General features: G+C 64.3%; 18 protein-coding genes. 15 read left to right on the forward strand and 3 right to left on the reverse strand.

The window, feature by feature from the left end:
* The first annotated feature begins 28 nt into the window (after window positions 1-28).
* From yajC to AC1RDJ_RS00170, 7 genes are all read left to right on the forward strand, one after another.
* Complete coding sequence (yajC, locus tag AC1RDJ_RS00140; protein ID WP_071321676.1) at window positions 29-361, forward strand: preprotein translocase subunit YajC; 333 nt, start codon at window positions 29-31, stop codon at window positions 359-361.
* 96 nt (window positions 362-457) lie between these two features.
* A complete protein-coding gene (gene secD / locus AC1RDJ_RS00145) occupies window positions 458-2323 on the forward strand; it encodes a protein translocase subunit SecD (protein WP_071321677.1) in 1866 nt (621 codons plus the stop codon).
* A gap of 90 nt (window positions 2324-2413) precedes the next feature.
* On the forward strand, window positions 2414-3436 hold the full coding sequence (gene secF / locus AC1RDJ_RS00150) for a protein translocase subunit SecF (protein WP_071321678.1): 1023 nt from the start codon (window positions 2414-2416) through the stop codon (window positions 3434-3436).
* A 73-nt stretch (window positions 3437-3509) separates the two neighbouring features.
* The gene (locus AC1RDJ_RS00155; protein WP_493026177.1) at window positions 3510-4259 is read left to right on the forward strand and encodes a hypothetical protein; all 750 of its coding nucleotides are present in this window, start codon (window positions 3510-3512) and stop codon (window positions 4257-4259) included.
* The gene (locus tag AC1RDJ_RS00160; RefSeq protein ID WP_071321680.1) at window positions 4256-4957 is read left to right on the forward strand and encodes a helix-turn-helix transcriptional regulator; all 702 of its coding nucleotides are present in this window, start codon (window positions 4256-4258) and stop codon (window positions 4955-4957) included. Before AC1RDJ_RS00155 ends, AC1RDJ_RS00160 begins: the two co-directional genes overlap by 4 nt.
* A gap of 74 nt (window positions 4958-5031) precedes the next feature.
* On the forward strand, window positions 5032-5658 hold the full coding sequence (locus AC1RDJ_RS00165; protein ID WP_493026178.1) for a glutathione S-transferase family protein: 627 nt from the start codon (window positions 5032-5034) through the stop codon (window positions 5656-5658).
* Window positions 5659-5861: 203 nt separating this feature from the next.
* On the forward strand, window positions 5862-6038 hold the full coding sequence (locus tag AC1RDJ_RS00170) for a hypothetical protein (RefSeq protein WP_493026179.1): 177 nt from the start codon (window positions 5862-5864) through the stop codon (window positions 6036-6038).
* Here the strand turns inward: AC1RDJ_RS00170 and AC1RDJ_RS00175 are convergent.
* From AC1RDJ_RS00175 to AC1RDJ_RS00185, 3 genes are all read right to left on the reverse strand, one after another.
* Complete coding sequence (locus AC1RDJ_RS00175) at window positions 6035-6883, reverse strand: HDOD domain-containing protein (RefSeq protein WP_493026180.1); 849 nt, start codon at window positions 6881-6883, stop codon at window positions 6035-6037. The genes AC1RDJ_RS00170 and AC1RDJ_RS00175 overlap by 4 nt on opposite strands.
* Before the next feature lie 232 nt (window positions 6884-7115).
* Window positions 7116-7400, reverse strand: coding sequence for a hypothetical protein (locus tag AC1RDJ_RS00180; RefSeq protein WP_070290811.1), 285 nt, complete (start codon window positions 7398-7400; stop codon window positions 7116-7118).
* 44 nt (window positions 7401-7444) lie between these two features.
* Entirely contained in the window at window positions 7445-7879 is a 435-nt protein-coding gene (locus tag AC1RDJ_RS00185) for a MarR family winged helix-turn-helix transcriptional regulator (RefSeq protein ID WP_071321683.1), read from the reverse strand.
* A 132-nt stretch (window positions 7880-8011) separates the two neighbouring features.
* Between AC1RDJ_RS00185 and AC1RDJ_RS00190 the strand changes: the two genes are divergently transcribed.
* The 8 genes from AC1RDJ_RS00190 (at window position 8012) to AC1RDJ_RS00225 (ending at window position 21270) form a co-directional block, all read left to right on the forward strand.
* Complete coding sequence (locus AC1RDJ_RS00190) at window positions 8012-8956, forward strand: GlxA family transcriptional regulator (protein ID WP_493026181.1); 945 nt, start codon at window positions 8012-8014, stop codon at window positions 8954-8956.
* Between the two features lie 140 nt (window positions 8957-9096).
* The gene (gene astC / locus AC1RDJ_RS00195; RefSeq protein WP_071321685.1) at window positions 9097-10338 is read left to right on the forward strand and encodes an acetylornithine/succinylornithine family transaminase; all 1242 of its coding nucleotides are present in this window, start codon (window positions 9097-9099) and stop codon (window positions 10336-10338) included.
* A 94-nt stretch (window positions 10339-10432) separates the two neighbouring features.
* The gene (locus AC1RDJ_RS00200) at window positions 10433-11464 is read left to right on the forward strand and encodes an arginine N-succinyltransferase (RefSeq protein ID WP_071321686.1); all 1032 of its coding nucleotides are present in this window, start codon (window positions 10433-10435) and stop codon (window positions 11462-11464) included.
* 13 nt (window positions 11465-11477) lie between these two features.
* A complete protein-coding gene (gene astA / locus AC1RDJ_RS00205; protein WP_071321687.1) occupies window positions 11478-12530 on the forward strand; it encodes an arginine N-succinyltransferase in 1053 nt (350 codons plus the stop codon).
* Complete coding sequence (gene astD, locus AC1RDJ_RS00210; RefSeq protein ID WP_289884414.1) at window positions 12523-14004, forward strand: succinylglutamate-semialdehyde dehydrogenase; 1482 nt, start codon at window positions 12523-12525, stop codon at window positions 14002-14004. Before astA ends, astD begins: the two co-directional genes overlap by 8 nt.
* Window positions 14005-14028: 24 nt before the next feature.
* The gene (gene astB, locus AC1RDJ_RS00215) at window positions 14029-15369 is read left to right on the forward strand and encodes an N-succinylarginine dihydrolase (protein WP_493026182.1); all 1341 of its coding nucleotides are present in this window, start codon (window positions 14029-14031) and stop codon (window positions 15367-15369) included.
* A gap of 148 nt (window positions 15370-15517) precedes the next feature.
* Entirely contained in the window at window positions 15518-20245 is a 4728-nt protein-coding gene (locus tag AC1RDJ_RS00220) for an NAD-glutamate dehydrogenase domain-containing protein (RefSeq protein ID WP_493026183.1), read from the forward strand.
* Window positions 20245-21270: a succinylglutamate desuccinylase gene (locus AC1RDJ_RS00225; protein WP_493026184.1), complete on the forward strand. Its 1026-nt coding sequence runs from the start codon at window positions 20245-20247 to the stop codon at window positions 21268-21270. The genes AC1RDJ_RS00220 and AC1RDJ_RS00225 overlap by 1 nt, the downstream gene beginning before the upstream one ends.
* The last annotated feature ends 126 nt before the right edge of the window (window positions 21271-21396 follow it).

A 21396-nucleotide genomic window follows, 5' to 3' on the forward strand; every position in this document is an offset into this window, starting at 1 on the left:
TTTCAAACTGATTAGAACTGGAGTCACCGTGTTTTTCATTTCCAACGCTTATGCGCAAGCCCCTGCCGATGCCCTGGGTTTCGGCGGCAACCTGACCAGCTTCCTGCCGCTGGTATTGATGTTCGTGGTCATGTACTTCCTGATGATCCGCCCACAGCAAAAACGCGCCAAAGAACAAAAGGCGATGATGGACGCGTTGACCAAGGGTGACGAAGTCGTCACCGCCGGCGGCATGCTGGGCCGTGTTGTCAAGGTAGTGGACGCTTACGTCACCATCGAAGTGGCGACCGGCACCGAAATCACGGTGCAAAAGAGCTCCATCACCACCTTGCTGCCTAAAGGCACCCTGAAGGCGCTGTAATTCCTCGCTGTCATTGCCACGGCAATGACTGACCGGGGCGGCTATCCGCCGCCCCCCGCGACGCCTCCGACGCTCAACACTGAACGCTGAATCAATATGAATCGCTACCCTGCCTGGAAATACATCATCATTGCCGTCGCCTTATTGCTGGGCGCACTCTATACGGCGCCCAATTATTTCGGTGAATCACCGGCGCTGCAAGTAACCAGCGGCAAGTCGACCGTCAAAGTGACGGGCGAGTTGATGACGCAAGTCGAGCAAATATTGACGAAAGAGAGCGTCAAGTCGGAAGGTATCACCATGGACGGCGTCGGCAACCTCGCTTCCGTGCGCGTGCGTTTCGCCGATCCGGATACCCAGTTCAAGGCCAAGCTGGTACTGGAAAAGGACCTGAACACGGATCCGAGCGACCCGACCTACGTGGTGACGGTCAATCTGCAAGCGAATACCCCGCAATGGATGCAAAAATTGCATGCCTTGCCCATGTTCCTGGGCCTGGACTTGCGCGGTGGCGTGCACTTCCTGATGCAGGTCGACGCGAAAGCCGTGCTGACCAAGAAAGTCCAGGGCATCCAGTCCGCCGCGCGCAGCGTGTTGCGCGACAAGAATATCCGCCACGCCGGCATCGAACGCGTGGGCGACAGCATCGACATCAACTTCCGCGACGCGGAAACGCGCCTGAAGGCAAAAAATGTGCTGTCCGACCAGATGTCGGAGCTGGCCTTTGCCGATGCGGGCAGCGGCAGCGATCTGAAACTCGTCATCACCCTCAAGCCGGCGGCCCTGAAAGCCACCATCGATGAAGGCGTAAAACAGAATATCTCGACGCTGTCCAAGCGCGTCAATGAACTGGGCGTGGCCGAGCCGCTGATCCAGCAGCAAGGTCCCGACCGCATCGTGGTGCAATTGCCCGGCGTGCAAGACGTGGCCCGCGCCAAGGCCATCATCGGCCGCACGGCCACCCTGGAAGTGCGCCTCGTCGACGAAAGCATCGTGCCTGGCACGGAGCTGTCGAGCGCCATCCCGTTCAATTCCGAACTGTTCACCGTCGGCAAGGGCGTGCCTGTCGTGCTGTCGAAAGACGTGATCCTGACGGGCGACTATATCTCCAGCGCCACGGCCAGCTTCGACCAGAACCAGCAAGCGGCCGTGTCCATCGACCTGAACGGCGACGGCGGCCGCAAGATGCGCGAAGCGACCCGCGAACGCGTGGGCAAGCGCATGGCCATCGTGCTGTTTGAAAAAGGCAAGCCGGAAGTGCTGTCGGTCGCCACCATCCAGCAGGAACTCGGTTCGCGCTTCCAGATCACCGGCATGGGCGGCGCGGAAAACGCCAACGAACTGGCGCTGCTGCTGCGCTCGGGCGCCTTGTCGGCACCGATGACGGTCATCGAGGAACGCACGATCGGACCGCAGCTGGGCGCGGAAAACATCGCCAAGGGCTTGCATTCGACGATGTACGGCTTCCTTGCCATCGCCGTCTTCATGATCGCCTATTACATGATGTTCGGCGCCTTCAGCGTGCTGGCCCTGGCCTGCAACCTGTTGCTGCTGATCGCCCTGCTGTCGATGATCCAGGTCACGCTGACACTGCCAGGTATCGCCGCTATCGCGCTGGCGCTGGGTATGGCGATTGACGCCAACGTGCTGATTAACGAACGTATCCGTGAAGAGCTGCGCGCCGGCAGCACGCCGCAGGCGGCGATCGCCGCCGGCTTCGACCGCGCCTGGGCGACGATTCTGGACTCGAACGTGACCACCCTGATCGTCGGTATCGCCCTGCTGGCCTTCGGCAGCGGTCCGGTGCGCGGTTTCGCGGTGGTGCACTGCCTGGGTATCCTGACCTCGATGTTCTCCGCCGTCTTCGTTTCGCGCGGCGTGGTCAACCTCTGGTATGGCCGCAAGAAAAAGCTGACCACGCTGTCGATCGGCACGGTCTGGGTGCCAGGCACGAGCAAATAAGCCAGCGCCCCGTCCTACTCAATAGCGTCAACAGCGATAGCGTCCGGTGGCCCAGCCGCCGGACGCACAGAACAGAACTCAGAGGATTTCATGGAATTTTTCCGGATCAAAAAAGATATTCCCTTCATGCGCCATGCGTTGATTTTCAACGTGATTTCGGCGCTTACCTTCGTGGCGGCCGTGTTCTTCCTGCTGCACAAGGGCTTGCACCTGTCCGTGGAATTCAAGGGCGGCACCGTGATGGAGGTGAAATACCCCAAGGCGGCCAATCTCGAAGGCATACGCGGCACCCTGATCGGCATGGGCTATGAAGAGCCGGGCGTGACCAGCTTCGACACGGCGCGCGACGTGATGATCCGCCTGCCGGTGGAAAAGGGCGTCACCGCCGCGAATACCTCGCTGCGCGTGTTCGAGGCGCTGTGCAAGGCCGAGCAAGGCACGACCAAGGGCATCGACACGGTCACCGAAAAGGGCGAGCACGTGCTCAAGAGCGCCTGCCTGGATGCGGCCGGCAACGAGGCGCTGGTCTTGCAGAAAGTCGAATTCGTCGGCCCGCAAGTGGGCGAGGAACTGGCGCAGAACGGCTTGAACGCGCTGGTGATGGTGATCATCGGCGTGATGATCTACCTGGCCATCCGCTTCGAATGGAAATACGCGGTGTCGGCCATCGTCGCCAACTTGCATGACGTGGTGATCATCCTGGGCTTCTTCGCCTACTTCCAGTGGGAATTCTCGCTGACGGTGCTGGCGGCGATCCTGGCGGTGCTCGGCTACTCCGTCAACGAATCGGTGGTGATCTTTGACCGTATCCGCGAAAACTTCCGCAAGCACCGCAAGGCCAGCGTGCATGAAGTGATCGACAATGCGATCACCAGCACCATCTCGCGTACCATCATCACCCACGGCTGTACCCAGATGATGGTGCTGTCGATGCTGTTCTTCGGCGGCCAGACCTTGCACCATTTCGCCATCGCGCTGACCATCGGTATCTGCTTCGGTATTTACTCGTCCGTGTTCGTCGCCGCGGCCATCGCCATGTGGCTGGGCGTGAAACGCGAAGACTTGATCAAGCCAGTCAAGGAAAAAGACGAGACCGACGGCGCCGTGGTGTAAGCGCGGGTCGTTGCATGTCGATTCAAAGACGATCACCGTTCGCGGTGGTCGTTTTTTTTTGTAACGGATGACGATGAAGCGTTTTTTATGCATGGGCATCATGGCCGGCGCGACCGCGCTGGCCGGCGCCGCCGATTTCAGCCGCATGGCCGATGGCAGCATCGCCATGCGCGGCGCGATCGCCGAGGGCGACGTGGACAGGCTGCGCCAGCTGGCCCCGCGCGAAGCGACCCTGTTGCGCGTGAATAGCGACGGCGGCGACGCGCAGGCCGCCATGCTGCTGGCGCGCCTGGTCCGCCAGCAGGGGTTCGACATCGCCATCGACACCGTCTGCACGGGCAGCTGCGCCAGCTATGTCTTCCCGGCCGCGCGGCGCAAGCGCATCCCGGCCGACGGCGTGCTGGCACTGCAGGAATCGGCCTTCCTGCGCGCGCAGGCGAGCCCGGCGCAGTTGCGGCGCACGTTGGTCGAGGCGGGCGTGGCGGCCGAGGACCTGGAAACGGAAACCGATGCGCTGGCCGCGCAGCTGGCGGACGTGGCGGCGCTGGAAGCGGCATTTGCCCGCGACCTGGGCGTCGCGCCCGCCTTTTACCGCGACTTCCGCCAGGTCGCGGCGCAGGCCGAGGTCACGCGCCAGCGCTTTCCCGACCAGGATGCCGCCGTCTTCTGGTGGCCGGCGGCCAAACGCCTCGAACGCTGCTACGGCATCGCGGCTGTCGACGAGGGCGCCCGTGCGGCGCGCCTGGCACCGGGCGGCTACCTGTATGTGCCGGCCCTGTCCGCGCTCGTCATGGGCGACCAGGGCTTGCAGGCCTGCCCATGAGCCGCAGCGGCCGTTTGTTCCTGCTGATGGACGCCATGCGCGCGAAACGGGTGCCGGTGACGGCCGCCCAGCTGGCGCAGCAGCTCGGCGTTTCCGAGCGCACGATTTACCGCGATATCCAGACCCTGGCCGAACTCGGTGCGCCGCTGCAGGGCGAAGCCGGCATCGGCTATGTGCTGCGCCGTGGCGTTTTTTTGCCGCCGCTGATGTTCGGTCCCGACGAACTGGAGGCGCTGGTGCTGGGCGCGCGCTGGGTGCGCCGCCAGGGCGATGCGGGCCTGGCGCAGGCAGCGTCCGCCGCGCTGGCGAAGATCGCCGCCGCCTCGCCGCGCGACCTGCGCGACAACATGGCCGAGACCAGCCTGTGGGTGCCGCTGGGCCGCCCCGCCGATGGCACGGAACCGGCCGACCGGTATGTGCAGCCGGTGCGCGAAGCCATCCGCTACGAGCAGAAACTCACGCTGGGCTACCAGGATGAGCGTGGCAGCGCCACGCAGCGCACGGTCTGGCCGTTTGCGCTGGCCTTTTTTGAGGGCAAGCGCCTGCTGGCCGCCTGGTGCGAGCTGCGCGGCGACTACCGCCATTTCCGCATCGACCGCATCGCCAGCGTGGACAACTGCGGCGAGCGCTATCCCACGCGTCGCCACGTCTTGCTGGAAACCTGGCGCAAGGCGCACGATATCGACCCGGAAACATAGAATACGCTCCTGACAAAAACTGTCAGTGACGGCTCGTACGATGGTGGCTTTCTCACTCACCGGAGCTATCCATCATGCGCCTCTACCACCACCCCATGTCCTCGAATGCCCGCCGCGCCCTGATGACGGCGATCCACCTTGAACTGCCTCTGGAGCTGGCCGAAGTCGACCTGATGAATGCGGATGACCGCCGCCGCCTGGCCGAACTGAACCCGAACGGCAAGGTGCCCGTGCTGGCCGATGGCGATTTCCTGCTGTGGGAGTCCTGCGCCATCATGCAATACCTGGCCGAGCAGGTGCCGGGCCAGACGATTTATCCGTCGGCGCCGCAGGCGCGTGCCGATGTCAACCGCTGGCTGTTCTGGGCCGCGCAGCATTTCGCGCCCGCCATCGGCGTGCTGGCGTGGGAGCGCGCGTGGAAAGGCATGACGGGCGGCGGCCCCGCGGACCCGCTGGAAGAGGCGCGCGGCGAGCGCGAACTGCATGCGTGCGCCGTGGTGCTCGACGCGCACTTGGCAAGGCGCAATTGGCTCAGCGGCGAAGACGTGACCCTGGCCGATTTTGCCGTGGCCGCGCCGCTGATGTACAGCGAGGCGGTGCGCCTGCCGCTGGGACAGTATGCGCAGATCCAGGCCTGGTTCGGGCGCGTGCGGCAGCTGCGCGCCTGGCAGGCAACGCAAGTCGATCTGAGCGTCGGATAAATGTGCGCGCTAAGTGTGCCAGCGCACGGAGCCGTTGCCACGCACCGCATAAGATAGGGCTGTCTCTTTCAGGACATCCCTAGCTTTGGACTTTACCCGCTTTCGAGCGGGTTTTTTTTGTCCTGTTTTTTTGTACCGTTGGAACTTGAAAAGTTGATAAGTGCTCCGCATGTGGGCCGTACTCTCTCTCAAGAAGGCCCGCCATGTTCATGCCCCGCCATCCGAAGCCGCTGCTGAGTACCAAGGCCGTCGCCACGCTGGTCGTCCAGCATCGGCAGCAACGCCAGGCGGTGGACAAGCATGTGCTGATCGTCGAGACCGCCAAGGCCGCGCTTATCGCACCCGCACCCGCGCCCGCGCCGAAGGCGGGCAGCGATTAATGCACGAGCACCTTCAGCAGCGACTGCACTTCATCGTCCGATTCTTCCATGATGCGCGACAGGGTCAAGTCATCGCCGATGACGCAGTCGATGCTGCGCGCGGCGCGGGCGGCCCGCACGGCGATGGCGGCCGGGCTTTCGTTGAGCGGCGACGCCACCGGCGCCAGGTCGTTGGCCAGCAGCAAGGTGTCGCCCAGCGATTCGGGCGGAATGGCGCGCAAGCCTTCCCACAGGGAGCCAATGGCTTGCATCACGGCTTCCGGCACCTTGAGCTTGGTCAAGACGCCGTGGCCGATGGCTTGCTCGCCGTGTTCGACCCAGTCCTGCGGCTCGCCTTCCAGGATGCCGGGAAACTCGGCCGCGCGCGACAGCATGTAGAAACCGCCCACTTCATGCATGATGCCGGCAAACAGCGCGGTATCGGGATCGACCTTGGTGACGCGGCGCGCGAGCACCTGCGACAGTGCCGCCACGTGGGCCGTATGTTCCCACAGCTGGTTGGCCTTCGCTTGCAGCACGGGATCGGTGATGGTGCTGCCCAGCTGGCGCACGATCAGTGACGCCACCACCGATTGCAGGGTGCGCACGCCGAGCCGTTGCACGGCATTGCGCACGCTGGTGATTTCGTTGCCGGAGCGGTTGAAGGCCACGGAATTGGCGATGGCCACCGTGCGCGCGGCCAGCAGCGGATCGGCCTGCACCAGCTTGGCCGCCGCCTCGATATGGCAGTCGGGATCGGCCAGCGCCTGCTGCAGCTTGAGCGAAGCGTCCACATTGGCGGGAAAGGTCAGCTCGCCGCGACCGGCAAGTGCGGCGATAATTTTAAAGGCGTCGAGTCTGTTCATTGAAAAAATTATACTCGCAATATTTCCGTACGGAACTTTTTAAGCGTGATCTTTTCGCAAACAGCCTGGCAAAAGGCAAGCAAAGCCTCGTAAACGCAAAAAGGGCACGCCACTGTATCAGCGACATGCCCTTTTTTAATGACAGCGATCGTTAAAGCGCTGGACAGGACCATCGCGAGCGGATCATCGCAGGCCGCAAAGCCCACCGCGCAGCAGGTCCCGTCAAGCGCTACTACAGAGATTCGCTGAAGATGGCATCGCAGCCTTCGACCAGCTCGTCGCTGTCTTCCAGTTCATCCGTCAAGCCCAGGTCGAACAATTCCTCGACGGCGTTCATGAAGCTGTTGTGCTTGGTTGCGCCGATCAGGCGGTAGATTTCGCCATCTTCGTTGCGCACGCCGATGATCAGTTTTTCCTGGCGCACCAGTTCAGGCGTGCTGGCGTTGAGCAAGAGGTTGCCGATGATGTGTTTGTCGAAATGAGCGGGCTTTTTGCCTTCGAGCAGTGTGGTTTTCAACTTGTTTCCTTTGTCTTGTTTGAATGTCTGTGCTTGATGAAATGTCAGCTGTGACCGTTGGCGATGGCATGTTTCAAGCCCGTCAGGGTCGTTTCCAGGCGACTGAAATCGTCGTCCGTATAGTGCGCAAACAGGCGCTGGCCCTGCGTGGTCAGCTTGGGGAACACGTCATGGAACACGTGCTCGCCCTCGCAGCTCAGGCGCACGAAATAGGAGCGCTTGTCGCGTGGACAACGCTCCCGTATCACCAGCCCCTTCTGTTCCAGCCGGTCCACCACACCCGTCAAGGTCCCCTTGGTGATCAGGGTTTTCTGGCCCAGTTCCTTGTAGGACATGCCGCAGGTGTTGCCGAGCGTGGCAATGATGTCGAATTGCGCATGCGTCAAGCCGTACTGGCGCACGAAGTCGCCTGAAAACCGCTCGAAGCCTTGCATGCACTCGGCCAGCAGCCGGATACTTTTTAAATATCGTTCACCCATAGGGCGTGATTATATCCTTCTGTCCCGCTTTTTTCCGCCGCGTCAGGATGCGCTGTTGCATGAGGGTCTGGATGGGGCTGAAGTCCGGTATCATGTGTGCAACTCAGCCCTTGCCCCTATCCCGCCTCGCCGATGTCTTTCGCTAATCTTTCCCGTATCGGCCTCGACAAACCGCTGCGTTTGCTGCTGGTCCATGCCGGCGATGCCGAGTCGATCACCTGGGCCGGCCTGGTGCAGCCGCTGCGCCTGTGCGCGCGGGCGCTGGGCCCCGAGGCGCTGCAGCTCGAGGTGCGCACGCCCGAACAGGTGGCCGCGCAGGGCGGCAACTGGCATATCGCGCTGCTGGTGGCCGACGAGACGGAAGCGCCGCTGCGCGCCGAACTGTGCCGGGTCGTGATCGAGCGCTGCCGCTCGGCGCCGTTCTGGGGCGGCGTGGGCGCCGCCGTGCTGTGGCTGGCCGACGCGGGCGTCATGGATGGCGTGCGCATCGCCTTGCCGTGGGCCCTGTATGCGGACGCGGAAGCGAAGGCCGAGCGGGCCATCCTGACGCCGCACCTGTTCGACATCGACGGCTCGCACATCACCTGCTGCGGCGGCGCGGCCAGCATCGACTTTTCCCTGACCCTGATCGAGACCGTGTTTGGCGCCGACGTGCAGGCGCTCGTCAAGGAAGCGCTGTGCGTGGACAAGGTGCGCGGCAAGGAAGAGCGCCAGCGCGTGGCCCTGCAGGCGCGTTTCGGCGTATTGCAGCCGAAACTGTCGGAAGCCGTCACCTTGATGGAGGCCAATATCGAGGAGCCGCTGTCGACGGACGACATCGCCAGCCTGGTGGGCCTGTCGCGGCGCCAGCTGGAGCGGCTGTTCAAGCAATACCTGGGCAGCCTGCCGTCGCGCTATTACCTGGAGCTGCGGCTGCAACGCTCGCGGCAACTATTGCTTGATACACATTATTCCATCGTGCAAGTGGGCCTGATGTGCGGTTTTTCTTCCGGTTCGCACTTTTCCACAGCGTTTGGCACCCTGTTTGGCAATACGCCGCGCGAGGAGCGGCAAAGAAAGCTCATGCCCCCACCTTAATTGAGGCAAGCCCGGCTGTGATGAATTGTGAAAATCCTTGTCGCAGATTCAAAAGAGTTTTAGCATCCCGCTTTTTATAATGCTGTACACACGTGGCTGTCGTAGCTGCGGGAGTACCTAACATATTGATGGGGAATGCTATGAATGCCAAGCTTGATTCGACCGTAACGGCTCGTCCAGTCACCCGGGAAACCTTTGACCAGGTCCTGGTTCCTACCTACGCTCCCGCTGCCATGGTTCCCGTGCGCGGTACCGGACTGGATCTGTGGGACCAGTCTGGCAAGCATTACCTCGATTTCACCTCCGGCATCGCCGTCAACAGCCTGGGCCACTGCCATCCGGCCCTGGTCGACGTGCTGACCAAGCAAATCAACAACCTGTGGCATTTGGGCAACGGCTACACCAACGAGCCCGTGCTGCGCCTGGCGCTGGCCCTGACGGAAGCGACCTTCGCCGACCGCGCCTTCTTCTGCAACTCGGGCGCGGAAGCCAATGAAGCGGCCCTGAAACTGGCGCGCAAGTATGCGCACACCAAGTTTGGCGCGCACAAGTCGCGCATCATCTCGTGCTTCAGCTCCTTCCACGGCCGCACCTTGTTTACGGTCTCCGTCGGCGGCCAGGCCAAGTACACGGAAGGCTTCGAGCCGCTGCCGCAAGAAATCAACCACATCGCCTACAACGACATCGAAGCGGCACGCGCCGCCATCGGTGACGACGTATGCGCGGTGATCGTCGAGCCGGTGCAAGGCGAAGGCGGCGTGGTGCCAGGCAATCCGGAATTCCTCAAGGAACTGCGCGCCCTGTGCGACAAGACCGGCGCCCTCCTGATTTTCGACGAAGTCCAGTGCGGCATGGGCCGCACTGGCGCGTTGTTCGCATACATGGGCTATGGCGTCACGCCGGACATCCTGACGGCCGCCAAGGCGCTCGGCAACGGCTACCCGATCGGCGCCATGCTGACCACCGACGCGCTGGCGCAGACGCTGGCCGTCGGCACCCACGGCACCACCTACGGCGGCAACCCGCTGGCCGCCACCGTGGCCCTGAAAGTGCTGGAAACGATCAACACGCCGGCGTTCCTGGCGCGCGTCAAGGACGCCAGTGTCAACACCATCGCCATGCTGCAAGGCTTGATCAGCGACTACCCGCAAGTGTTCTCCGTGGTGCGCGGCAGCGGTTTGCTGCTGGGCCTGGTAGTCACCGATGCCTACAAAGGCCGCGCGAAAGACATCCAGAAAGCGGCCGAAGCGCAAGGCTTGATGGTGCTGATCGCCGGCATGGACGTGGTGCGCCTGGCGCCGGCCCTGATCGTCTCGGATGAGCAGATCGCCGAGGCGGGCCGCTTGCTGCGCGTGGCCATCGACGGCTTGCTGAAAGCCTGACGCTGGCTTCGCTCCCTGTTTGATCACCGGCCCGCCGCTTTGCTGCGGGCCGGCTTGGTTCTACCCTAGGATTGTCCGCATTGAAGGAGTACCCATGTATGTTGTCCGTCCGGTAGAAATTGCGGATATTGCAGCCCTCGAAGCGCTGGCCGCGGTAACCATGCCGGGTGTCCATACCCTGCCGAAGACGCGCGAGAAAATCGCCGCCTCCGTCGAGCGCTCCATCGCCTCGTTTGCCGCCCATGTCGACATCCCCAGCGAAGAGTCGTATCTCTTCGTGCTTGAATCCCTGCTCGACAAGAGCATCGCCGGCACGGCCGCCATCTTTGCCTCGGCCGGCTCGAACGGCACCTATTTTTCCTTCCGTAACGACGTCATCCAGCAAGTCTCGCGCGACCTGAACATCAGCCACAGCGTGCATGCGCTGACCCTGTGTTCCGAGCTGACGGCGTACTCGCAGCTGTCCGGTTTCTATGTGCGCAATATGGACCAGGCGGGCCTGGAAGCGGCCCTGCTGTCGCGCGCGCGGCTGCTGTTCGCCGTGCTGGCGCCGCACCGTTTCGGCGACCGCTTCTTCGTCCCGCTGGCCGGCATCACGGATGCCGACGGCCAGTCGCCGTTCTGGGATGCGCTGGGCCGCAAGTTCTTCCAGATGGATTTCCTCGATGCCGAAAAGGTCATCGGCGGCGCGCGCAACCGCACCCTGATCGTCGAGCTGATGCCGCATTACCCCGTGTACGTGCCGCTGCTGCCCGGCGACGCGCAGGCGGCCATGGGCCAGATCCACCCGAGCGGCGAACTGGCGTTCAACCTGCTGACGGAAGAAGGCTTCGAGGCCGACGACTACATCGACATCTTCGACGGCGGCCCGATCCTGCAGGCGCACAAGAATTCGCTGCGCTCGTTTACGGGCTCGCTCACGCGCCGCGTCGTCGCGGGCGTCACGCCCAGCCGCACGGGCCTGAAAGTCAATTACGCGATCGCCTCGGGTGCCGAGCGCAACTTCCGCGCCGTTACCTTCACCTGCGATGCGCTCGAAGCGCAGGACACCATCGGCTTGCCGGCCGAACTGCTCGAAGCGCTGGCCGTGGCCGAAGGCGACAGCGTCATTTGCGTGCGTATCTAAGGGAGTCAATTTTATGTTAGTAGTACGCGCCATCAACGCCAACGACCTCGATGCCCTGTATGGCCTGGCCAGCCAGGTCGGCACCGGCATGACCACCCTCAAGCCGGACATGAAAATGCTGGGCGACCGCCTGGCCATCGCCTGCGCCTCGTTCGCCGAAACCATCCCGCCCGAAAAGCGCGACTACATGTTCGTCATGGAGGACACCGACACGGGCCGCCTGGCCGGCGTGTGCGCGATCAAGGGCGCCGTGGGCCTGGAAGAACCGTTTTATAACTATCGCATCGGCACCCTCGTGCATTCGAGCCGCGAGCTCGACGTGTTTACGCGGATGGAAACGCTGTACCTGTCGAACGACCTGACGGGCAGCACGGAACTGTGCTCGCTGTTCCTGCACCCCGATTACCGCAGCGGCAACAACGGCAAGCTGCTGTCGAAAAGCCGCTTTCTCTTCATCGCCCAGTTCCCGCACCTGTTCACGGAAAAGCTGATCGCCGAAATGCGCGGCTACCAGGCGCCGGACGGCAGCTCGCCATTTTATGAGGGCCTGGGACGCCACTTCTTCAAGATGGATTTCCACCACGTCGACGATTTGACGAGCCTGGGAAAAAAATCGTTCATCGCCGAGCTGATGCCGCGCCAGCCCATGTACGTGGCCTACCTGCCCGACGAAGCGCAGGAAGTCATCGGCAAGGTGCATCTGAGCACGGCGCCCGCGCGCCGCCTGCTGGAGCAGGAAGGCTTGCACTTCGAAGGTTATGTCGACATTTTCGACGCCGGTCCCGTGCTGCAGGCGCGCGTCTCCGAGCTGCGCGCCATGCGCGACAGCATGCTGGCCGTTCTCGATGCCGGGGCGGCGCCTGAAGCCTGTGGCGACCTTGCCCAGGCCGAGCCATACCTGGTGTCGAACACCGACCTGAAAGATTTCCGCATGATCGTCACCGGCGCCAATCCGCATAGCGGCAAGATCGCGCTGGACGACGCCGAACTGCACCTGCTGCGTAGCCACAACGGCGACACCGTGCGCACGCTGTCACTCAACCCGAGGAAGCATCCCCATGTCTAATGTGAATACCACGCAATCGAACTTCATCAACGGCGCCTGGCTGCCAGGCACGGGCCGCGAACTGCTCACCATCGATCCGTCGAATGGCAAGCAGACCTGGGCCAGCCTGGAAGCGACGCCAACGCAGGTCGAACAGGCTTGCCAGGCGGCCCGCGCCGCCTTTGAAGCATGGGCCGACACGCCCGTCGAAGAGCGCATCGCCATCTGCGTGCGCTTTCGCGAACTGCTGAAGGAACATGCGGAAGCGCTGGCGCTCCTGATCTCGGAAGAAGTGGGCAAGCCTTTGTGGGAATCGCGCACGGAAGTGGCCACCATGGCCAACAAGATCGATATCTCGGTGCAGTCGTATCACGCGCGCACCGGTATCACGCAAAGCAAGATCGCCGATGGCGATGCCGTGCTGCGTCACCGCCCGCATGGCGTGTTCGGCGTCTTTGGTCCGTACAACTTCCCCGGCCACCTGCCGAACGGCCATATCGTGCCAGCCCTGATCGCCGGTAACACCATCGTCTTCAAGCCCAGCGAATACGCACCGCGCAGTGCCATTAAAACCGTGCAGCTGTGGCAGCAGGCGGGCTTGCCGAACGGCGTCGTCAACCTCGTCAACGGCGGGCGCGACACGGGCGTGGCCCTGGGCGCGAATGCGCACCTCGACGGCGTGCTGTTTACGGGTTCCTGCCAGACGGGCATCAGCCTGCACCGCCAGTTCGGCGGCCAGCCGGGCAAGATGCTGGCGCTGGAAATGGGCGGCAATAACGCTTTGGTGGTGTGGGACGTGAAGGACGTGGACGCCGCCGTGCACCACGCGATCTTCTCCGCCTTCGTTTCTGCCGGCCAGCGCTGCACGTGCGCGCGCCGCCTGGTGGTGCAGGACAATGCCGCCGGCGCCGCCTTTGTCGCGCGCCTGGTGGAAGTGGCGGCAAAACTGGGCATCGGCGCTTCCGACGCCCAGCCGCAGCCGTTCATGGGCCCTGTCGTATCGAGCGCCGTGGCCGCGCGCCTGGTGCAGGCGCAGGCGGACATGGTGGCCAAGGGCGGCACCACCCTGCTGCAGATGCGCCAGCTGAATCCCGAGGCCGGGTTTGTGACGGCCGGTATCGTCGACGTCACCAACGCCAGCGGTATTCCCGACGAGGAGTGGTTCGGCCCCTTGCTGCAGGTGATACGCGTGGCTGATTTCAACGCCGCCCTGAAGGTCGCCAACGCCACCGAATTCGGCCTGGCCGCCGCGCTGCTGTCCGATGATCCGGCCCTGTGGCAAACCTTCCAGGTACGCGCGCGCGCCGGCATCGTCAACTGGAACCGTCCGACCACGGGCGCGGCCAGCACGGCGCCGTTCGGCGGTATCGGCAAGTCGGGCAACCACCGTCCGAGCGCGTACTACGCGGCCGATTACTGCGCCTATCCGGTCGCCTCGATCGAGAACGGCGCCCTGGAAATGCCGGCCAAGCTGTCGCCCGGCCTGAATTTTTAAGTTTAAGGTTTATAAGGAATACCCATGCACAGCACGCGCGAATACAACTTTGACGGCCTGGTGGGCCCATCGCATAACTATGCGGGGCTCTCGTTCGGCAACGTGGCCTCGTTCAGCAATGTGAAAAGCGCTTCGAATCCGAAGCAGGCCGCCTTGCAGGGCCTGGCCAAGATGCGCGCGCTGGCCGCGCGCGGCTTTGCACAGGCCTTGCTGCCGCCGCAGGACCGTCCGAATTTCCGCCTGCTGCGCTCAATCGGCTTTACCGGCAGCGATGCGGAGGTATTGGCGCGCGCGTACAAGGAATCGCCCGTCATCCTCGCGTGCGCGTATTCCGCTTCGCCCATGTGGACGGCGAACGCCGCCACGGTCAGCCCGTCGGCCGACACGCAGGATGGGCGCGTGCATTTCACGGCCGCCAACCTGAATAACAAGCTGCACCGCGCCTTCGAGCATGCGCAGTCGGCGCGCAGCCTGCGCGCCATTTTCAAGGACGACAAGCACTTCGCCGTGCACGATGCGCTGCCGTCGACGCCCGCCTTTGGCGACGAGGGCGCGGCCAACCACACGCGCCTGGGCGCGGGCCATGGCGCGCCATCGGTTGAATTGTTCGTGTATGGTCGCGTGGAGTTCGACCCGTCGGCCCCGAGTCCGAAGCGCTACCCGGCGCGGCAGACCCTGGAAGCGTCGCAAGCCGTGGCGCGCCTGCATGGCCTGGACGCGAAGCGCACCGTGTACGTGCAGCAGAACCCGGACGTGATCGACCAGGGTGTGTTCCACAACGACGTCATCGCCGTCGGCAACGGCAATGTGCTGTTTTATCACGAGCAGGCGTTTGCCGATGAAGAGGCGAGCCTGTCGCAGCTGCACCGCGCCGTCGCCGGCACGGGAGCAGACCTGCAGGCGCTGCGCGTGGACACGGGCCAGGTGCCGATCGCGGACGCCGTCAGCAGCTACCTGTTCAACAGCCAGCTGCTGACGAAGGAAGACGGCAGGATGGCGCTGGTGATTCCGCAGGAGTGCCAGGAAAACCGCGCCGTGTCGCGCTACCTGGCAAGCCTGGTGGCCAGCGGCGGCCCCGTCGATGAACTGATTCATTTCGACCTGCGCCAGAGCATGCGCAACGGCGGCGGGCCCGCCTGCCTGCGCTTGCGCGTGGCGTTGACGGAAAACGAAGCGCGCGCCATGCACCAGGGCGTGATCATGACGGAAGCGCTGTACCATCGGCTGGTGCAATGGGTGGAGAAGCACTACCGCGACCACCTGGAACCGAGCGACCTGGCCGACCCGCAGCTGGCGCTGGAAGTGCATGCGGCGCTTGAAGAATTGACGATCATCCTCAACTTACCTGGATTGTACGACTTGTAGGCGATAGAAAAACACACAGAAAATCCGAGACAGACCATCCGTAGCACAGAATTGGACGGGCGACCCCCGTCTCTTGACACCGCTGCCGCGCAGCCACAAGCCCGAACGACAGCGTTGGACATTCACATTACCGTAATGGAGATGCAAGATGAATCACACGCCACAAGATTTGCGTACACAAACGCTGGAGCTGGTCAACGCAGTGAGCAATGCAGGCAAGGCGGCAGCGCCGGTCGTGCAGCTGGTGCAGGCATGGCTCGACTCGCTCGACGCCGAAGACCTGGCCGACATCGCGCCCGGCAGCCTGGCGCCGGTACTGGTGGACGGTTTTACGCAAGCGGCCAAGCGCACCGGCAGCGGTTGCCAGATCGCCACCCTGCGTTATGCGGATGGCCGTGGCGGCATGGCGAGCGCCTTGCTGATCCTGAACGAAGACATGCCTTACCTGGTCGACTCCATCGTCATGGCCATGCGCCGCCAGCACCTGGCCGTGCGCGGCGTGATGAACACCGTGCTGCCCGTGTGCCGCGCCGCTGACGGCAGCGTGGAAGCCGTGCGCCAATCCGGCGACCCGCTCGAATCGTATGTGCTGGTGCTGCTCGACGAAGAACTGGCGCCCGACGCGCTGGCCGCGCTGGTCGCCGCCATCGACATGGTGGCGCGCGACGCCTTTGTGGTGCGCCGCGACAGTGCCGTCATGGGCGAGCGCCTGGCGGCTGTCGCCACGGCCGCATCGCAGCATGGCGAAGAGGGCGCGGAAGTTGCCGCCTTCCTGGAATGGGCCCGCAGCGGCGGCTTTGAAGTCTTCGGCTACGCCTACTACCGCGTCAAGCCGGGCGTGCGCGAACTGGAACGCGATATCCCGAGCCGCGTCGGCGTGCTGCAGGATACGGCGCACCCTGTGTACGGCACCTGCCTGGCGAATATCCCGGGCGACTTCGACACCCTGGCCAAGCGCGAATCGGCGCTGTCCATCGTCAAGGCCGACGTGGCGGGCACTCTGCACCGCGACCAGCAGCTCGACTTCATCGGCGTGCGCGACACGGACGCGCAAGGCGCGATCCTGGGCGAGCATTGCTTCGTCGGCCTGTTCACCCGCGCCGGCAATTCCACCCCGCTGGCGGCGCTGCCTTTCGCGCGCGGCCGCGTGGCCAAGGTACTGAGCCTGGCCGGCGTGCGCCAGCAGGGCTTCCGCGCCGAGAAATTCCGTGAAATCCTCGAATCGCTGCCGCGCACCGAAGCGCTGGAAGCGGACCTCGACTGGCTGGCGCAGGTATGCGGCGCCGTCGTCTCGCTGTACAAGCAGCCGCGCACCAAGGTCTTCGCGCGCCGCGACGTATATGCGCGCCACCTGAACGTGCTGGTGTACCTGCCGCGCGAGCGCTACAGCGCCAGCGTGGCATCGAGCCTGGCGAAGGCCCTGCAAGCCAGCTCCGGCGCCACGCATGTGAGCACGCAGACCCTGGTGGCCGACGGCCCCCTGGCGCGCGTCTACCTGATCGCCCACGCCGCGCGCTACCCGCTGGACCTGGAAACGGATATCGAGCAGCCGCTGCTGGGCGTGCTCGATGGCTGGCATAACGGCTTCGCCGCCGTGGCCGACGCCGTGCCCGACGTGGCCCTGCGCACCAGCCTGCGCAAACTCTGCGCCACCCTGCCGCTCGATTACGTGGCCGCCACGGCGCCGGCCGTCGCCTTCCGCGATCTCGACACCATCCTGCGCAACACCGACCCATCGCACGTGGCCGTGCGCATCGAGACGGGCGCCGTCACCACCATCCGCCTGTACTCGGCCAACCGCGTGCCATCGCTGTCGACCATCCTGCCGGCCCTGCATAACGCGGGCGTGGCGATCGACCGCGAACAGGCGTATTCGATTTCGCCGGCCGAAGGCACGCGCTATTTCGTCACCAGCCTGACGGTCGATGCCGCCAGCGCGGCGAAACTGGCGCAGCCATCCGTCGTCGCCGTGGCGCAGGAACTGTTTGCCGCGCTGTTCAACGATGACGCCGAAGACGGCCGCCTGAATGGCCTGGTCATCGAAGGCGGCCTGTCGACGCGCGAAGTGCAGCTGGTGCGCGCCTACACCAGCTACTGGCGCCAGACGGGCAGCCGCTTCTCGGTGCGCTACATCGCCGAAAGCCTGCGCAAGCAGCCGGCCCACGTGAAAGCCCTGGTCGAAGCCTTCCTGCAGCGCTTCGATCCATCGCTGTCCGACGCGCAGCATGCGGCGGCCCTGGAAAGCATCGCCGCCATCAAGGCCGGCCTGCCGTCCGTGAACCACGCCGATACCGAGGAAATCCTCGGCGCGCTGGCCGATTTGATCAGCGCCACGCTGCGCACCAGCTACTTCCAGAACAAGCAGCAGGGCGACAAGATCATCTTCAAGTTCGACACCAGCAGCCTGGCGCTGGTGCCGGAACCGCGTCCTTACCGCGAGATTTTCGTGTTCTCGCGCCGCTTCGAAGGCGTGCACCTGCGCGGCGGCCCTGTCGCCCGCGGCGGCTTGCGCTGGTCGGACCGCATGGAAGACTACCGCACGGAGGTGCTGGGCCTCGTCAAGGCGCAGATGGTGAAGAATGCCGTCATCGTGCCGGCCGGCGCGAAGGGCGGTTTTGTCTGCAAGATGATGCCGAAGGACGCCGTGCGCGAAACCATCGCGGCAGAAGGCGAAGCCGTCTACCGCCTGTTCATTTCCAGCCTGCTGGAAGTGACGGACAACCGTTCGCTGGGCAATATCGTTCCGCCAGTCGACACCGTGTGCTTCGACGACGCCGATCCTTACCTTGTGGTGGCTGCCGACAAGGGCACGGCCACGTTCTCCGACATCGCCAACGGCATCGCCGTGCAGCGCGGTTTCTGGCTCGGTGACGCGTTCGCCTCGGGCGGCTCGAACGGCTACGACCACAAGAAGCTGGGCATCACGGCCAAGGGAGCGTTCGAAGCCGTGAAACGCCATTTCTATGAAATGGACCACGACCTGAACACGACGCCGATCACCATGGTCGGCGTGGGCGACATGTCGGGCGACGTGTTCGGCAATGGCGTGCTGCTGTCGCGCCAGCTGAAACTGGTGGCCGCGTTTGACCACCGCCACATCTTCCTCGACCCGACACCGGACGTCGCCGTCTCGTTCGAGGAGCGCGCGCGCCTGTTCGCCTTGCCGCGTTCGTCGTGGGACGACTACAACAAGGACTTGATTTCGGCAGGCGGCGGCGTGTATCCGCGCTCCGCACGCACGATCGAGCTGTCGCCGCAGATCCGCGCCGCGCTCGATATTGCAGAGACCTCGCTGGCGCCGGAAGAACTGATGCACCGCATCCTGAAGTCGCCCGTGGACCTGTTCTACAACGGCGGCATCGGCACCTACATCAAGGCGTCGACGGAAACCCATGCGCAGGTGAAGGACCGCGCGAATGACCATATCCGCGTCAACGGCAATGAGCTGCGCGTGAAGGTCGTGGCCGAAGGCGGCAACCTCGGCGCGACGCAGGCGGGCCGCATCGAGTTCGCGCTGACGGGCGGTCGCATCTTCACCGATGCGATCGACAACTCGGCCGGCGTGGATTGCTCGGACCATGAAGTCAACGTGAAAATCTGGCTGGACGTGGAAGTCAACGCCGGCAAGCTGACAGAGGAAGAACGCAACCGCGAGCTGTATGCGATGACGGACGACGTCGAGCGCCTGGTCTTGCGCGACAACACGCAGCAGACGCATTTGCTGGTGCGCGAATTGCAGGCGCAGGGCGAGAGCGCCGTGCAGGATGGCTACGCCGCCCTGATCGCCAGCCTGGAAGAAGAGGGCGCCCTGTCGCGCGAACTGGAACAGCTGCCGTCGGTGGCCGAACTGGCGCGCCGCAAGCTGGATAACCGTGGCCTGACCACGCCGGAGCTGGCGGTGGTGATCGCCAACGTGAAGAACCGCTTCAAGCGCATCCTGTCCGCGCTGCCGCTGACGGATGCAACGTGGGCCGAGCCGGTGCTGAAACCCTACTTCCCGTCCTTGCTGGTGGAAACCCGTTCTGCGCTCGACCACCCGCTGGCCAACGCCATCCTGGCGACCGTACTGGCCAATGAAGTGATCAACCGCTGCGGCCCGCTGATGATCCGCAACCTGGCGGCGGAACATGGCGTCGACGAGTCGGCCGTGATCCTGGCCTGGGGCCAGGCCTGGGTGGCGCTGAACCTGGCGCCCGTGTTCGACGCGCTCGATGCCGATGCCCTGACGATTCCACGCGAAGTATCGATCAAGGTCGATGCGCAGACGCGCGTGCTGCAGCAAACCATGATCGCCGGCGTGCTGTCAGTGCCGGCCGAGCAGCTGCGCGGCGCCGGCCTGGCCGAGCTGACCCGCCTGTTTGGCGCGGAATCGAAGCGCGAACTGCTGCAAGCCGTCGGCATCAAGTCCGAAGCGGCGCTGGTGCCGGGCCTGAAGCCGGCATTCGTGCAGGCGTGGGATGCGGTCGATGCGCTGGAAGTCGTCGCCGGCTTCCTGTTCCCGGCCTTGTCCGTGCCACGTCCTGCCTCGATGGACCTGGCGGCCTTCCTGCAACTGGGCCTGGCCCTGCGCAGCCAGGCCGGCATCGACACCTTGGAACGCGGCCTGAAGCTGGCGGCGCAAGGCAAGTCGCAGGAACAGCTGCGCAACTACGCGCAGCAAGCCCTGCGCCGCACGCAACAGCGCCTGCTGACGCAAGTGCTGGCGCGCGCCGAGCAAGGCAATGCGGGCCAGGCCGTCGACGCGGTGACGGGCGCGCTGGGCCTGTCGGCCTATGTGGCGGCGACGGAACTGGAGCAAGCCATGCTGGACGTATGGACGCTCTCGGAAGCCGTGAATAAAATCACGGCGAAAGCCCCAGCGGAAGTGGCGGTGTAATGACGCAAGCAGCAACACAAGGAGCAGCGCAGGCCGTACCGGGCGCCGGCGGCTTGCCGCCGGCCGTGCAGGCGCTGGCGCAAGCCGATTTCAGCGCCGTGGCGCAGCTGTTCGCCAACGCCGGTTTCACGGTGGCCTTGCCGGCGCCCGGCATGCTGCAGGTGCGCAAGCCGGGCGAAGGCCGCGCCAGCGTGGCCGTCTCGGTGGGCGTGCATGGCGACGAGACGGGGCCGATCGAAGTGCTGGCGCATCTGCTCGACGCCCTGTCGCGCGATGCGTCGGCACTGGCCGTCGACCTGCTCGTCTGCGTGGGCAACGTCGATGCGATCCGGGCCGGCAAGCGTTTCATCGACGCCGACCTCAATCGCATGTTCCGCCCCGTGCGGGGGAGCCTGGCGCAAGCGGCGGAAAGCGCGCGCGCCGATGAAATGATCGCCGCCACGGCAGCGTTCTTCGGCGCGGCCGGCCCCGTGCGCTGGCACCTGGATTTGCACACGGCCATCCGTCCTTCCGTGTATCCGACGTTCGCCATCGTGCCGGACCTGGTGGCCGACGACGCCAAGGCGCAGCTGATAGCCTGGCTGGGCCAGGCGGCCATCGGCGCCATCATCATGAACCCGCAGTCGGCCGGCACCTACAGCTATTATTCGGCCGAGCATTTCGGCGCGGCCGCCAGCACGGTGGAGCTGGGCCGCGTGGGCACCCTGGGGCAGAACGACTTGTCCCTGTTCGACGACGTGTCGCGCGCGCTGGACGGCTTGCTGCGCGGCCTGCCGGCGCAGCCTGTCAAGGCGGCGCCGCACGTGTTCAAGGTGGCGCAGGAAATCATCAAGCACAGCGATGAATTCCGCATGGCCTTCGACCGCAGCACGCAAAACTTCACGTCGCTGCCGCAGCATGCCGTGATCGCCAGCGATGGCGAGCATGTCTACACGGTGCAGCATGCGGAAGAGCTGGTGGTGTTTCCGAATCCCGACGTGCGCGTGGGCTTGCGCGCGGGATTGATGGTGGTACGTACCTCCTGAGTGTCCGGCCAAGACACTGCATCAGGCGCCAGCCGGGGAAACCCGCCTGGCGCTTTTTTCATGAAAAAAATGCCGCACAGAAATAATTATCCATTAGGCAATCATCTGGGCTAAAATATTTGCCCT

The sequence above is a fragment of the Janthinobacterium sp. GW822-FHT07H10 genome (assembly GCF_058798675.1).